The 12,664-nt window shown below is 68.7% G+C and carries 13 protein-coding genes, 1 tRNA gene and 1 pseudogene; 7 read left to right on the top strand and 8 right to left on the bottom strand.

Going from position 1 to position 12,664, the window contains the following annotated elements; all coding sequences use genetic code 11:
* Window positions 1-33: 33 nt before the first annotated feature.
* The 5 genes from JOF54_RS12165 (at window position 34) to JOF54_RS12180 (ending at window position 2,351) form a co-directional block, all read left to right on the top strand.
* The gene (locus JOF54_RS12165; protein WP_210056097.1) at window positions 34-672 is read left to right on the top strand and encodes a tRNA adenosine deaminase-associated protein; all 639 of its coding nucleotides are present in this window, start codon (window positions 34-36) and stop codon (window positions 670-672) included.
* Between the two features lie 61 nt (window positions 673-733).
* Complete coding sequence (gene tadA / locus JOF54_RS12170) at window positions 734-1,162, top strand: tRNA adenosine(34) deaminase TadA (protein WP_210059524.1); 429 nt, start codon at window positions 734-736, stop codon at window positions 1,160-1,162.
* Between the two features lie 51 nt (window positions 1,163-1,213).
* A tRNA-Ser gene (locus tag JOF54_RS12175) sits at window positions 1,214-1,301 on the top strand.
* 142 nt (window positions 1,302-1,443) lie between these two features.
* Entirely contained in the window at window positions 1,444-1,686 is a 243-nt protein-coding gene (locus tag JOF54_RS22165) for a DUF7662 domain-containing protein (protein WP_425560601.1), read from the top strand.
* On the top strand, window positions 1,683-2,351 hold the full coding sequence (locus JOF54_RS12180; RefSeq protein WP_210056099.1) for a hypothetical protein: 669 nt from the start codon (window positions 1,683-1,685) through the stop codon (window positions 2,349-2,351). The genes JOF54_RS22165 and JOF54_RS12180 overlap by 4 nt, the downstream gene beginning before the upstream one ends.
* Window positions 2,352-2,454: 103 nt before the next feature.
* Here the strand turns inward: JOF54_RS12180 and JOF54_RS12185 are convergent, their stop codons facing one another.
* The 8 genes and pseudogenes from JOF54_RS12185 to JOF54_RS12215 all read right to left on the bottom strand — a co-directional run bounded on the left by JOF54_RS12185 (window position 2,455) and on the right by JOF54_RS12215 (window position 10,371).
* Window positions 2,455-3,834 carry a PIN-like domain-containing protein gene (locus tag JOF54_RS12185; protein WP_210056101.1) on the bottom strand — a complete coding sequence of 460 codons (1,380 nt, stop codon included), beginning with the start codon at window positions 3,832-3,834 and terminating at the stop codon, window positions 2,455-2,457.
* Between the two features lie 217 nt (window positions 3,835-4,051).
* The gene (locus JOF54_RS12190; protein ID WP_210056102.1) at window positions 4,052-5,323 is read right to left on the bottom strand and encodes a tyrosine-type recombinase/integrase; all 1,272 of its coding nucleotides are present in this window, start codon (window positions 5,321-5,323) and stop codon (window positions 4,052-4,054) included.
* Window positions 5,320-5,562 (bottom strand): helix-turn-helix domain-containing protein, encoded by a 243-nt coding sequence (locus JOF54_RS12195; RefSeq protein WP_210056105.1) that lies wholly within the window; start codon window positions 5,560-5,562, stop codon window positions 5,320-5,322. Before JOF54_RS12195 ends, JOF54_RS12190 begins: the two co-directional genes overlap by 4 nt.
* A 13-nt stretch (window positions 5,563-5,575) precedes the next feature.
* Entirely contained in the window at window positions 5,576-6,868 is a 1,293-nt protein-coding gene (locus tag JOF54_RS12200; protein ID WP_307804098.1) for a DUF3631 domain-containing protein, read from the bottom strand.
* A 59-nt stretch (window positions 6,869-6,927) separates the two neighbouring features.
* Complete coding sequence (locus JOF54_RS21005; protein ID WP_245358070.1) at window positions 6,928-7,236, bottom strand: hypothetical protein; 309 nt, start codon at window positions 7,234-7,236, stop codon at window positions 6,928-6,930.
* 66 nt (window positions 7,237-7,302) lie between these two features.
* Window positions 7,303-7,881 (bottom strand): annotated as a pseudogene (locus tag JOF54_RS22150) (bifunctional DNA primase/polymerase); the annotation flags it as partial.
* Between the two features lie 124 nt (window positions 7,882-8,005).
* Window positions 8,006-9,811, bottom strand: coding sequence for an FtsK/SpoIIIE domain-containing protein (locus JOF54_RS12210; protein ID WP_210056109.1), 1,806 nt, complete (start codon window positions 9,809-9,811; stop codon window positions 8,006-8,008).
* 356 nt (window positions 9,812-10,167) lie between these two features.
* Window positions 10,168-10,371, bottom strand: a complete 204-nt coding sequence (locus tag JOF54_RS12215) for a hypothetical protein (protein ID WP_210056111.1) — start codon at window positions 10,369-10,371, stop codon at window positions 10,168-10,170.
* A 155-nt stretch (window positions 10,372-10,526) separates the two neighbouring features.
* Between JOF54_RS12215 and JOF54_RS12220 the strand changes: the two genes are divergently transcribed.
* Window positions 10,527-10,871, top strand: coding sequence for a winged helix-turn-helix domain-containing protein (locus tag JOF54_RS12220; RefSeq protein ID WP_210056113.1), 345 nt, complete (start codon window positions 10,527-10,529; stop codon window positions 10,869-10,871).
* A 13-nt stretch (window positions 10,872-10,884) separates the two neighbouring features.
* Complete coding sequence (locus JOF54_RS12225) at window positions 10,885-12,432, top strand: helix-turn-helix domain-containing protein (RefSeq protein ID WP_210056114.1); 1,548 nt, start codon at window positions 10,885-10,887, stop codon at window positions 12,430-12,432.
* Window positions 12,433-12,664 lie beyond the last annotated feature (232 nt).

The raw sequence follows: 12,664 nt of genomic DNA on the forward strand, positions 1-12,664 counted from the left end.
GGGACAGCTGGACGAGCGTGGAGGAGGGGCGGGGTGTCGGACTTCGACGACGAGGAGTACGAGTCGTTCGACCTGGACGGACCCGGCTCGGACACACGGCCGCGGACGGCGGCGCCCGCAGCGGCACCCGTCGTCGTGGACGTCGAGGACGACGACGACGAGGACGATGACGACGACGACCTCGAGGACGCCGCCGACGACGAGATCGACTTCGTCGTCGCGGCCTACCGCGAGGAGGGCCAGGTGCTGGTCCAGGCGATGGACGCCGACCTGGCCAACGACCTCGAGGAGCTGATCGCCCAGCTGCGCCGGCTCCCCGGCGACGCGGGCGCGCTCGGCTTCGTCAGCCTCGTCGAGGAGGTCTTCGTCCTGGTCCGGGTGCGCGGCCAGCACGTGCAGGTCCTGCTGAACGACGCCGCCGCGGCGGCCGACTGGCCGATCGCCCACGACGTCGCCGACCTGCTCGACGAGGACATCCCCGATCCCGACGACGACAGCGAGCCGATGGGCGACCTCGGCATCGTCGCCGACCTCGGGATGAGCGACTTCGACATGGCCGCCCTCATCGAGGACCTCGACCTGGGCAGCGACCAGATGCTCGTCGAGATCGCCGACAAGATCGGCCTCAACCCCCAGTTCCGCCGGGTCGCCGAGGCGGCCGCGCAGTCCTGAGCGGGCAGCCGTGAGCGCACCGGTGCCGGGGTCCGCCCCGGCCGGCGGCTGGGCGCCGCCCATGCGGCTGGCGCTGGCCGAGGCGCAGCGGGCGCAGGAGCACGGCGACGTCCCGGTCGGCGCGGTGGTGCTGGGCCCCGACGGCGGGCTGCTGGCGGCGGCCGGCAACGAGCGCGAGCTCACCGGGGACCCGACGGCGCACGCCGAGGTCCTCGCGCTGCGCCGGGCGTCGGCGGTGCTGGGGGAGTGGCGGCTGGCCGGCTGCACCCTCGTCGTCACCCTCGAGCCCTGCACGATGTGCGCCGGCGCCCTGGTGCTGGCCCGGGTCCCGACGCTGGTCTTCGGGGCCTACGACCCCAAGGCCGGGGCGGTCGCGTCGCTGTTCGACGTCGTCCGCGACCCCCGGCTGAACCACCGGGTCGAGGTCCGCGGCGGCATCCTGGCCGACGCCTGCGGGGAGCTCCTGCGGGACTTCTTCCTCACCCGCTGAGCGCGCGCCTCGATTGGCGTGACCGGCCGGTCGTTGAGTAGCCTCTACGGCGGTGGCGTGTCTGAGCGGCCTAAAGAGCGCGCCTCGAAAGCGCGTGAGGGTAAAACCTCCGAGAGTTCAAATCTCTCCGCCACCGCCAGCCTGACCAGGCAAGACGCCGGCGCAGCCCTCGGGGCGGCGCCGGCGTTCTGGTCTCTAGTCTCAGTTCTAGTCTCAGTTGGCCCCGTAGTGACGGGTGCTCTCCGCCCACGCGATGTCGCTGAGCAGTGGAGGATGGGGGCATGGCGAAGTACGACGATCTGCGGCGCTACCTCCGGGACAGGCAGACGTCACCCTGGAGAGCCAGCTTCGAGGAAGTAGTTGAGCTGGTCCCAGGGGGCCTGCCGAGCAGCGCCTACAACCACCCTGCTTGGTGGTCGAACAGCGACAGTCATCCGGAGGCAGTCGCCTGGCTGGCCGCTGGTTGGAAAACGGAGAGCGTGAACTTGTCGGCGCGCAGAGTGACTTTCCTCAGGTCAACATGAGCGACGGGCTCGTCGCTGAGGTTGCGCTCCTCCTTGCGTTCCTGGAGGAGGTGCCCCTCACAGATGCAGTCCGCAATCTCGAACACGAGCTCGACGGTTGCGATGGTAAGTCCGCGGCCGCCCGAGCTGCGGCGGCCGGGGTCAGCCTGGAGCTGCTTGCAGCGGCCGTGGCCACCCGGCGGAAGCTTGGGCGGGTCAACGACTTGATCCACGCATCTGCCATCGCCTTGATGTTGCCGACGCTGCTGGACGACGACGAGGTGGTGCAGGGTCGTCCCTCACTCGCGGCTGGCAACGACCCAACCCGGCCCTACGACTTGCAGACGAACAAGCGGATAGCTGAGTTCAAGCTGGCGCAGTGGGCGGGAGCAGACGCGATGAGGAAGCGCAAAGTCTTCAAGGACCTCGTCCACCTGGCGTCGGACGACTCCGGGCGGCGAGTGCAGCTCCTAGTTGTCGGTCAGGCCCCGATCAAGTTCCTGCGCGAGTCCACCTCGCCTGCCCGGTGGGGACTAGATCGCGCCACAAGCACGCGAGCCCTGTTCGAGCAGCGATTCGGACCACTCCCAATGCCTATCCATGAATTCACCGCTGGTCCAGCAGCCCACGTTGAACTCGTTGACTTGGAGCCTCACTTGCCCGAACTGATCGGTGCCCTCGTATAGCAGGAGTCCAGGAGAAAGTCCACAGTGAGGGGCTGCAAGGTCGTTCCGGACCGGACGTTGCTAGATGCGTTTGGCTTATACCGGTCGTCAATCCTAACCGATTTTAGCTGTCATCTTTCTGCGGTTGGACTGCCTGACCCTGATGGATCGATATGAGAGCGGCTACGGTCGATGGCACGCGGTATCCGTCAACCCATCCGAACCCGTAGTCTCCTGCATCGTAAACGGGTACCAAGACGTCCTCGGCATCAGTGGAGATGATTCCAGCAGTGCGCATTTCCTCCACGATGCGGTTGACTGGCCGCGTGAAACCCTTAAGCTGCCGCTCCGGCTCATATTCGCCGATTTCGTACACCTCTTGCCGGCTGATATATCCACCGTTCAACGCCGCCCGCCGCAGTACAGCCTGCTGGACGGGAGCACCTCGGCCGAGGCGTTTGAGGAGCATGTCGATGCCGACTGCGTTCCAGTGGGTGGGAGCAGTCGCTGTGTAGAAGCCGGCATCGCCTGCTGGCGCGTCGGTCGCGGGGTCCTCGCCGTCGGGCATCACGGAAGGTTCGTCCCTCCTCGTCGCGCGCTCAATATTGGTCACGGAGCTGGGCTCTACCTCGACAGAAAGGACGCTCGCGAAAGTCAGTAGCCGATCGGGTTTGATCATGTAGAGGGCCGTGCCACTCCTGGACCTGAGTTCTCGCGCTAGTTCAATACGGGGTCCGCGAGGAGTCCCACTCTCGTATCTCCACCAGTCTCGCTTTACGTCGCCGGTGACGAAAAGAACATCTAGTTTGCGTTTCTCCGCTTCGAGAAGTGTCTGTGACCAGACTAGGTAATCACCCGCCGCCCCCTCCGGGCCCAGATCAGCCTTTTTGACATCTGCGAACCCCGGTGGCTCCCCTGCGGCGGCACGACGCTGGCCCTCCTTGATTGCAGCCTCTCGCTCTCGCTTTGGCATCGGCTCCCCAACTCGACCTCGAAGCACCGGCTCAAGCATCTCTAGGACTGGATCTTGCGCCGTGCTTCGCGCTCGCGCGACTTCGTCCTCATCAGCTACCGCGTCTAGCAGTTGGCTAAGCCGCTCGAAGGCATCTCCGAGTTCGGCTTTTGCTACTTTGACTTCGTCCTCCGACAGGGCGGCCTTATTCACCCAGGCGCCGAGTATCTCGAAGACTTGGTCGCGGTGTCTTGCGACCGACGATATGCTCTCATTAACTTCGGAGATTGGGCTTCCAAGGGCACGTTCCCGGTTGCGCCAGAACTCTTCCAGAACGTGGTTCGGTATCCAGAAGCGATCGCCGAGGGCCGCCATGACCGCCACCACTGACTTTCGAGTGTCGACACTGTACCTGTAAAGGTTCAGAAGGACGTTTGTGTCGAATACCACTAGAGCGCGCTTTAGCAGATCCCGGTAGTCGTCGGCCGAGGGTGTTCGATAGGCTTCGAAACCATCAAAGAGTCCAAGGGAAGTTCCGTTCGCCGGCTGCATGCCCCGATGGTACTTGCTGACAAACTGAGCTGTACCGGGGGCTTACTGCCGAGCCCAGCCGCATCTGCCGCTCCTGGGCATGCTGCGGGAGCGCGGCCTGGATCCTTGGTTGGGCGGCCAACGCCGCCGGTGAGGTCAAGCGGTCTCTGGAGGGGAACTGTTGAACCGGTCTCTGTCGCCCGGATGCAAGGGAAGTGTCAGCGCTGCAGCCGAGCTGCTACTGGGGTAGCCCTCGGCCGGCAGCAGGAGCTGGTGCAGGAACGTCCTTCTGACTCGCCCAGAGGAGGCTGTCGAGCCTAGCCGCTAGGTCCGTCTGAATGGGCGCGATGACATGGGCATATCGGCTGACCATCGCCGTCGTCGACCAGCCAAGCACGCTCATGATGGTGCGCTCATGCACCCCGAGGAGCAGGAGCACGGTCGCGGCGGTGTGCCGCGCGTCGTGCAGCCGGCCGTCCCTGACGCCGCCGGCCACGAGGAGCTTCTTCCACCGGTCCCAGTCAGTTCTCGGGTTGATCGGCTCGCCGAGCTCTGTGGCAAAGATCCATCCCTGGTTCAGCCACAGCTGGCCGGCCGTCTGCCGCTCGAGCTCCTGGGTGGCGGCGTGGGCCCGAAGCAGATCCAGGATGGCCGCCGGGAGAGGGACGAACCGCTTGCCCGCCTTCGACTTGGTGGTGTCGGCGTCCGGACGAAGCGCCTGCCGCTGCGGGCAGTGGCCCCCGTACTTATGGGCACAGCTGCCGCCGCAGCCGTGGGCCCATCGAGGCCGGACACGGCTACGCCTGATGGTGAGAATGGCGCGATCCCAGTCGACGTCCTCCCACTTCAGGCCGAGCGCCTCGCCCTGGCGAAGCCCGAGGGCGAGGGCGACGACCCAGCGGGTGCCGTTGCGTTCCTGGCCGGCAGCGGCGAACAGCAGTTGGACCTCGGCGACCGTGTACGGCTCCACCTCGTGGTCCTCGACGGTCGGTGTCTTGGCCAACTCAGCGGGGTTTCGGGTGATGTAGCCGCGTCGAACGGCCTCGTTCAGCGCCGCCCGGAGCGTCCGGTGGACCTGGTGAACTCGCCCGGGACTCATCAGCGTGCCGCGCCGGGTCGGCAGCTTGAGCATGGCGACGTAGAGCCGTTCCAGGTGTTCGGGCTTGAGGGCGTCGAGCCGGTGGCGGCCGAGGCCGGGGACCAGGTGTTTGCGCACCGCGGCCCGATAGCCCTCGTAGGTATCTTGCTTGACGAAGGGTCGGGCGATGTTCTCCAGCCAGTGTTCAAGCCAGTCCTCGACCGTCCACCGCTCTGACACCTTCCCGAGCTGGCCCTGGTCCCGCGCTTTCTCGAGCGCCCTCACCTTCTCGACGACCACGGACTTGGAGCGGGACATGACGTGCCGCCTATCGACCCGTCCCTCCTCGGTCAGACCGACAGTGACGCGACCGTGCCAGTGCCCGTCGGCGCCCTTGTAGATCGTCGAGCGCCGGTTGCCCTGGCGCGTCATGCGGCGTCGCCGCCGCGGTTACCGCGTAGCTGGTCGAGGAAGGTCACCAGGGCGTCGGCAGGCACGCGGCGGAGCCGGCCGATGCGAACCGACTCGACGGCGCCGGAGCTGACGAGGGCGTACATCACAGTGCGTCCGATACCGAGTCGCTGAGCGGCCTCCTCGACGGTCAGCACCAGGGGAAGCGAACTGGCAGCCGGACGGATGGGGAACAGGGCGGTGAGCTCGTCGTCGGTCATCTCTGACACTCCTCTAGGCCGTGCTGCAGGTGGGGTGGGTGTGGGTGCCGTCGTCGTAGCTGAGCGGTTCGCGGCAGCTGATGCAGACGGCCGGTGAGGTCGAGGTCGGGTACCCGTCCCATCCGTCCCGCCGTCCCGCAGGCGTGGTTCTGGGACGGTTGGACGGTCGTGGGACGGATGACCCGTCCCAGGAGCCGCTATCCGTCCCAAGTTCGCGCTCGTGGGACGGCGGGACGGATGGGACGGGAAGGCCGCCCGGGTGAGCCGGAGGGCAGTAGCGGGACCAAGCGTCGGCGAAGGTCTCGGCGAGGTAGCCCTTGGTCTGGGAGCCGTCCTCCCATCGGCGGTTTGCCGAGCTGATGCCGAAGTCGCGGAGCATTATGCCGAGGGATCGTCCGGTAAGCCCATCGTGGCCGAGGGTCGCCCAGGGCGCTTCGTCGTCGTCGCGGAGTCGGCTGACGAGGGTGGCGGTCGGTAGGCCGGCTGCGGCGCCGAACGCGGTGCGGCAGTCCATCAGCAGCCGGACGCGTAGGGAAACGTGCTCTTCGTCGCTGTCGCCGTTGCTCAGGGCCAGGCAGGCCATCCGGGCGGTTGCGGGCCAGTGGCCGCCAGCGAGGTCGGCGACGGCGACGAGTGGCTCCCAGGTGTCGGCCGCCCTGTCCTCGACCGGGAGGGCGGGGACGGCCGCGCTGAGCTGGTCCAACTGGGCGCGGACCCACTGGTGCAGCTCAGACTTGATCCCGCTGAGAGCTGGACCATCGCGGCGGGCTCGGAACGGCTGGACCGTCTCGTCTGGTGCTCGCCGCCGCATCGTGACCAGCACGGCGCGGTCCTCGATCGTGTCGGGCATGTTGCCGATGCCGGCCAGGGCGGCCATGGCGAAGGTGGCGATGCGGTCGACCTCGCGGCGGGAGGCGTCCCAGCGGATCGCGGGCCGGCCCCGCTGGTGGCCGGCGTTCAGGAGGCCGCGGAGGTCCTCGTGCTCGCCGGCGCGGGGCCCGAAGATCGTGTCGGCCTCGTCGATGAGCAGGGTGGGTGGGTCGGTCGGGTTCTCACCGATGGACCGGTAGACGGCTGAGGGGGAGGCGTTGGTCGTCATCAGCGGGAGGTGACACAGGGCCTCGACCAGGTCGAGCAGCCGGGACTTGCCGCAGCGCTTCTCCGGGGCCTTGATCACCAGTCGCGGGGCGGCGTTCCAGGCAGGCATGCCGTGAGTGGCGGCCACCCAGAGGACGACCGCGGTGGCGGCTTCGTCGGACGGCATCACGACGTAGCGACGGAGGGCGTTCAGCACCTGGTCCAGCACCTCGGCGCCGTCGACGGCGGCGGTCGGCTCACCAGCGGCCGTGGACGCGGTCGGTCTGGTCACGCCGCGCTCCGGTTGCGCGGCCCGGTGCGAGGCGTCAGGCCGCCGCGGTGCAGACCGCTGGTGATGGTGGCCATGGCCTCGGCGGTGGTGAAGGCGCCGGCGGCGATGTGGTCGGCACAGGCCAAGTGCAGCTGGTACCGGATCGGCGCCTCGTCGAGGAGGCCGCCGGCCACCAGCTGACCGAGGGCGACGGAGGCGCAGAACAGCGCGTGGTTGCGCTGGCCAGCTCGCGCGGCGCGTACGGCGTCGACCTCGGCCCTGACCGCGGCGCTGGCGTAGCCGGCCGGGACGGTCCGGCCTGCCACGTGAGGAGGGGAGGCGGAGGAGCCGCCGGCCCTACGGCTGAGCGCGGCGGTCAGCCAGTCGGGAAGTGGTGCCAGGGGTAGGGCGGCGGTCGTCGTGTAGCGGCGGCCGTCAACTAGCTGCGTGGGTGGTGCGACGACGTAGCCACCTTGACCACGGGTGTCTATGAGCCAACCGAGGCGGCCGGCGGTGCTGGCGAGCTGGGCGTTCCTGGGGGCTCGGTAGTAGCGGTGGAAGCCACCCGACGGGGTTGAGACCGTGTGTGTGTCGGGCAGCTCGCGTGCATGCGCCAGCTCGGCCAGCACGTCCTCCCCGGTGACTGCCGCGCGATGACGCCACACGGACGGAGCATCAGCACCAGGCTTGGGGCGGTCGGTGTCGATCACGAGCAGCCCTGACGGCCCGCAGGCGATGCCGATGCCGAAGGGGTGCCGGTTCCAAGCGCGGCTGATCCGCAGTTCGCTGTTCGTCGCTCGCTGCTCCCATCCCTGGTGGCCGTGCCGGCAGAAGGGGTCAGAGCGGTCGCAGCGGGCCGCTGAGTGGTTGGGGCAGGCCGGCCGCTTGCTGCCGGGCAGGAGAGGGAACACGTGCCAGCCGCGAGCTGCGTACTTGAGAGCGGCTGCGGTCCGTTTGTTGTGGTCGATCACAGTTGAGGTCTTCTCTGAGGGCGTACGGATCAGGCGCGCCGGCGGTAGCGGCCTGCGCGGTGGTGGTCGAGCTGGCGAGGGTTGAGCGGGAGATGCCCGGCGGCCGGTCGGCGGCCGCTACGCGCTACTTCCCTGGTGGGGAGGCGGTCGATTCGGTAGCGGCGCCGCTACCGGTAGCAGCTGTGGCGGGTGCCTCAGAGGTGTCGGGCGGCACGTCGTCGCGGTCGCCCAGGGCCCCCGCGAGGGTGGCGCGGGAGGGGCCGCGGCGGTTCACGGGGCGGCCATCGAAGACCCGCTTCACCTGGATCGAGCGGAGCCCATGAGGACGGACGGCGGCCGAGACCTGCTCGCCGGTCCACGCGCCGTAGAGGCCGGGGTGAGCCGCGCTCAGGCGGTCGGCCAGATCGTCCCACCAGACCTTGTCCTCCTCAAGTGGCCAGGCCGCCGCCAGATGGTCCAGCACCGAGGACGTGTCGGTGTCGGGCTCGGGGTCGAGCCCTGCTGCGTGGCCGGTCAGGAGGCCCGCAGTAAGTCGAGCTGCGCGAGCGCGTGCGACGACGGGCTCGGCGGCCGGGGCATCGAGGTAGGCCACGCGGACGATGACTGGTTCGTCGCCCTCGCCGGCCAGGAAGCCGACGCCGCGATCGGTGCGGGCGAAGGTGGTTGTCCGGACGCCGGCCTTGTACATGCTCGTGCCGAGCACCATGTCGTTCTCGACCTGGCCGGCGACTTTGAGGCAGAACCGCAGGACGGCGTTGGAGGAGATCCCGGTGGGGAGGCTCTTGGCGTCGACGCGCTGGGTGGCCAGGAGGACGATGATGCCGGCGGCCGGGCCACGCTTGCCGAGGTCGGTCACGAGGGCGACGGTCTCGGGGTCGTCGTCGAAGGCGAGCTGGCACTCGTCGATCACGAGCACGACCGGCCAGAGCCCGAGCTCGCGGCGGTCGGACAGGGCGCGGGTCACTTTGCCCTCGGGGCACACCTCCCGGGGGAGGCTGCGCAGCTGCTTGTAGCGCCGGCCCATATCGGCGTGGATCGCCCGGAGGTCGGCCTTGAAGTAGCTCAGGTCGTCGGGGTCGTCGCCCACCCGGAAGCGGTGGGCGACCGGCTCGATGGCGAGGAAGTCGGCGCCACCTTTGAGGTCGTAGACGTGCAGCTCGGCGGTGGGGTCGAGCGCGGCGGCCAGCGTGAGCAGGCGGAGCAGGAACGTCTTCCCCATCCGGGGCAGGGCGCCGATGACCATCAGCGCGAACACGAGGGTCACGGTGACCGGCCGGCCCCGGGGGTCGGCGCCGAAGGTGACGGGCGCGAAGAGGTCGACCCGTCCAGCCTTGCTTAGCGGCCAGGGAACGGGCTTCGCCTTGCTCATCGGCTTGTCGCCCACCCACAAGATGAGCCGGCCGGCGTGGGTGTCGTGGTCGGTCGAGGGCCAGACCGAGGAGAGCGGCCGGCGTAGGCCCGAGGCGAGCCGGTCGCGGCGCTCGATCACGTCGCCGGCCGTGACTCCGGGCGGCAGGTCGAGGTCAGCGCGGAAGCCGGGGCCGTCCCGAACGACAGGCGACGGGAACCGGACCGCGCTCTCCCCGCCGCGGGTGATGGCCTTGTTCAGCTCGCCGATCCCAAGCGACCCGAGCGCGGTCAGGATGAGGTCAGCCGTCAGCCGAGGGACAGCTTCGGAGTCGACCGCTCGGGAGGTGACCGGCCGGTCGGGTGACCGGCCGAGCAGTCCGAGCAGCGAGAGGAGGCCGACGGTGCCCGCGAGCAGACCGCCCGGAGTCGCCGCCTGCGTGCCGCTCCACACGATCAGGCCGGCTAGTACCAGGACCACCGCGGAGAGCCCGGCGCGACCGGAAGCTGTCCGTCGGTGCTGCTCGCTCAGCCGCAGGAACACGGCGGGGTCGGCGCCCGGCGCGGTCATCTGAGCGCGCACAGTTCGACCGTCAGCGTCGAGCGCCCAGGAGAACCAGCCACGGGTTAGCCGAGCCAGTCCTAGAGGGGAGCGCGCCGTCAGTCGCAGCCAGTAGAGCGGGAGCCGCAGCGCATGAAATGCGGCGACGTGAGCGGAGCGCCTGGCATTCCATGCGGCAGCGTCACGGAAGGCGGTGCGCGAGTGAAGCCAGGACGGGAGGACCGGAAGGGGCTCGGTCGGAGGACCGGCGCCACCGCGACTGTCGACGAGGGGCGGCTTGGCAGCGACGGCCGGTCCGCCTTGAGGCTCGACGAGCTGGACCAGCGGGGGAGCCGGCTCCGCTGGGGCCGCCGGGTCGCCCATAGCCGGCTCGGCCATCACTGCACCGCCGAACTGAAGGCACGCACGACCGAGTTCGACAACGAGTTGAGGCCGGACAGGATCGGCGGTCCGACGGTGGTCGAGGCCAGCGCGAGACCGAACAGCACTCCGACGATGACGCCGGAGACCTTCTGCTTGCCCCACCGCACCAGACCGAAGGCGAGGAGACCGAGCAGGAGGACCAGGGGGATGGAGAGCACGAGTGTTCCTTTCGAGGGGTGCCGGCGCCGGTTGCGACCGGTCAGGGGTGCTCGGCCGGGGGGATGCCGGGGACGAGCTATGGCAGTTAGAGTCAGGACCAAGAGAGACCCATGAGTGGACCATAAGCATACCAAGAGGGGACCGTCAACGACCGATGCCGAAACCTCCCGTACGTGCGCACGAGCTCACGGCCCAGCTGGCGACGCAGATTCGGGCTGGGGAGCCAGCGCCTGGTTCGTGGCTGCCGTCTGAGCGGCAGCTGGCCGAGGCTCACGCCGTCAGCCGCACGACTGCTCGCGCCGCCCTGCAGAACCTCGCCGAGCTCGGCTTGGTGCGGGCGGTGCCCGGCTCCGGTGTGCAAGTGCAGCAAGTCGCGGAAAGCGTCACCGAACCCGAGATGCAGCGCACACTCGACCAGATCAGCGTGCAGCTCGACGAGATCAAGGCTCGACTGGCCCGACTCGAGGCGGCCGCCGGCGATGGCGAGCCGACGGCTTGAGAGGCGGGGTGTCATGACCACGAGTCAAGTCGGCGAGGGCCCGCCCGACCATGCACCCGCGCTGGTCCAGCACCGCCCTGGCACTGCCCTGGTGACGGTCGTGACGCACTGGACCGCCGGGAAGGCGACTGTGCTCCAGGCCGCGACGCGCATGTCCCAGGAGGCGTTCGCCGGCTATCTCGGAGTCAGTCCGCGCACTGTTGCCAAGTGGCGCGAACGGCCCGAGGCTGACCTGCGGCCGACGACCAGCGAGCTGCTCGACACGGTCCTCAGCAGGCTCGATGACCTCACGCGCGAACGCTTCACGCTGCTCCTCGCTGCCGAGCCGGTGACCGTGTCGGGCGGCCTGGTCGAGTCGCCAAACGGCACGGGGCCGGCGCCGGCTCGGCCGACGCCCGACGCGGTTGTGCAAGCGAGTCAAGCCCGCTGGCTCGACGTTCGGCAGTACCTCACCGAGAGCGGTATCGGGTTGGCGTCACGGACCGCCGCTCTCTACGACCCCGTGCTCCGGATCGACCAGCTGCCAGCGCTGAGCGCCGCAGCGTGGCTCCCTGAGCGCCCCGTGCCGCTCGAAGCAATCACGTTGCGCTGGGAAGCCGAGCCGCCAGCCCCTCGAATCACGGGAGAGCAGGCCGAGGCGCGGCAGACCTTGCCGCTGCGTGCGCCAGGCCGCGCCTTCGAGCGCTACACAACCGCTATTCGCTACCTCAAGTCGCCAGCCCTCTTCGAGAACCGGCACAGCTACCGCCTGCTGAACGTCGACTGGCGCGGCGGCGGGGGAGAATTGACATTCGGTCTCTCAACGTTCTTCGACAAGCTCGACAGCGCGGAGCCTTTCGCGCACGAGGCGGCGACCGCGGAGCTGGCGGGCCAGCTCGACTGGACACAGCTGCCGTACCGCTCGCTGGTGACCGACCCGTTCGACTTGGCCGATCGGCCCGTCAACCCGGGCATCAGCACCCTGACCATCCGGTGGGACCGGGAAGCCGGCAAGGGGACGTTCTTCCTGCTTCAGCGCAACCCGTCCCAGGTGACGAACGGCCGGCACTACAGCTTGCTCCCGGCGGGCGAGTTTCAGCCCGCCAGCATCTCGACCGAGAGCGTCGCTACGGACCTTGATCTGTGGCGGAACATGGTGCGCGAGTACAGCGAGGAGATGCTCGGTCAGCCGGAGCATGACGGCAGCAGTGGTCGGCCGATCGACTACGACACATGGCGCTTTTACCGCGACATGTCGGCCGCGCGCACCTCTGGCGAGCTGCGTGTCTACGCTCTGGGCATCGTGCTCGATGCTCTGAGTTTGAACTCGTCGATCGCAACGGTCGCGGTCGTTGAGAGCCGAGCCTTCGATCGCCTCTTCCGCGATCTGGTGGACACGAATGCCGAAGGCACCTTGATCAAGTCCCTTCCTTCGAACAGGACAGTGAGCGGGCTGCCGTTCGACCCGCACACGGTGCACCAGCTGACGTCATCGGAGCCGCTGGGCCAGACCAGTGCGGCCTGCCTCGCTTTGGCTTGGCAGCATCGAGCTGTTCTGTTGATGGACTCGCGGGCCGCCTGATCGAAGTGCCTCGCATTCTCAGCCCGGCCCACAGTCAGGTTGGACCGTCGGGCGCGGCCCACAGCGTCCCTGTGCCCCAGCGGGCTGGCGTCGCCCCATCTGTGCAACAGGCAGCCGCTGCCGATGGAGCCTTGAGGTGCCGGGCGGAGAAGGCGTCGTCCGCTGCTCAGCTCGGACCGTCTGGCCTTCCCACTTGTTGGCGCCGCCGCCACATGCCCGTAACGGGTAGCTC

It is taken from the genome of Microlunatus capsulatus, assembly GCF_017876495.1.
GTDB classification, from domain to species: Bacteria; Actinomycetota; Actinomycetes; order Propionibacteriales; family Propionibacteriaceae; genus Microlunatus; species Microlunatus capsulatus.

Bases quoted from the DNA above. Each gene is read 5' to 3' on its own strand.
- JOF54_RS22165 (WP_425560601.1), top strand. From the start codon at position 1,444: ATGGCGAAGTACGACGATCTGCGGCGCTACCTCCGGGACAGGCAGACG.
- JOF54_RS12185 (WP_210056101.1), bottom strand. From the start codon at position 3,834: ATGCAGCCGGCGAACGGAACTTCCCTTGGACTCTTTGATGGTTTCGAA.
- JOF54_RS12190 (WP_210056102.1), bottom strand. From the start codon at position 5,323: ATGACGCGCCAGGGCAACCGGCGCTCGACGATCTACAAGGGCGCCGAC.
- JOF54_RS12225 (WP_210056114.1), top strand. From the start codon at position 10,885: ATGACCACGAGTCAAGTCGGCGAGGGCCCGCCCGACCATGCACCCGCG.
- JOF54_RS12180 (WP_210056099.1), top strand. From the start codon at position 1,683: ATGAGCGACGGGCTCGTCGCTGAGGTTGCGCTCCTCCTTGCGTTCCTG.
- JOF54_RS12220 (WP_210056113.1), top strand. From the start codon at position 10,527: ATGCCGAAACCTCCCGTACGTGCGCACGAGCTCACGGCCCAGCTGGCG.
- JOF54_RS12195 (WP_210056105.1), bottom strand. From the start codon at position 5,562: ATGACCGACGACGAGCTCACCGCCCTGTTCCCCATCCGTCCGGCTGCC.
- tadA (WP_210059524.1), top strand. From the start codon at position 734: ATGCGGCTGGCGCTGGCCGAGGCGCAGCGGGCGCAGGAGCACGGCGAC.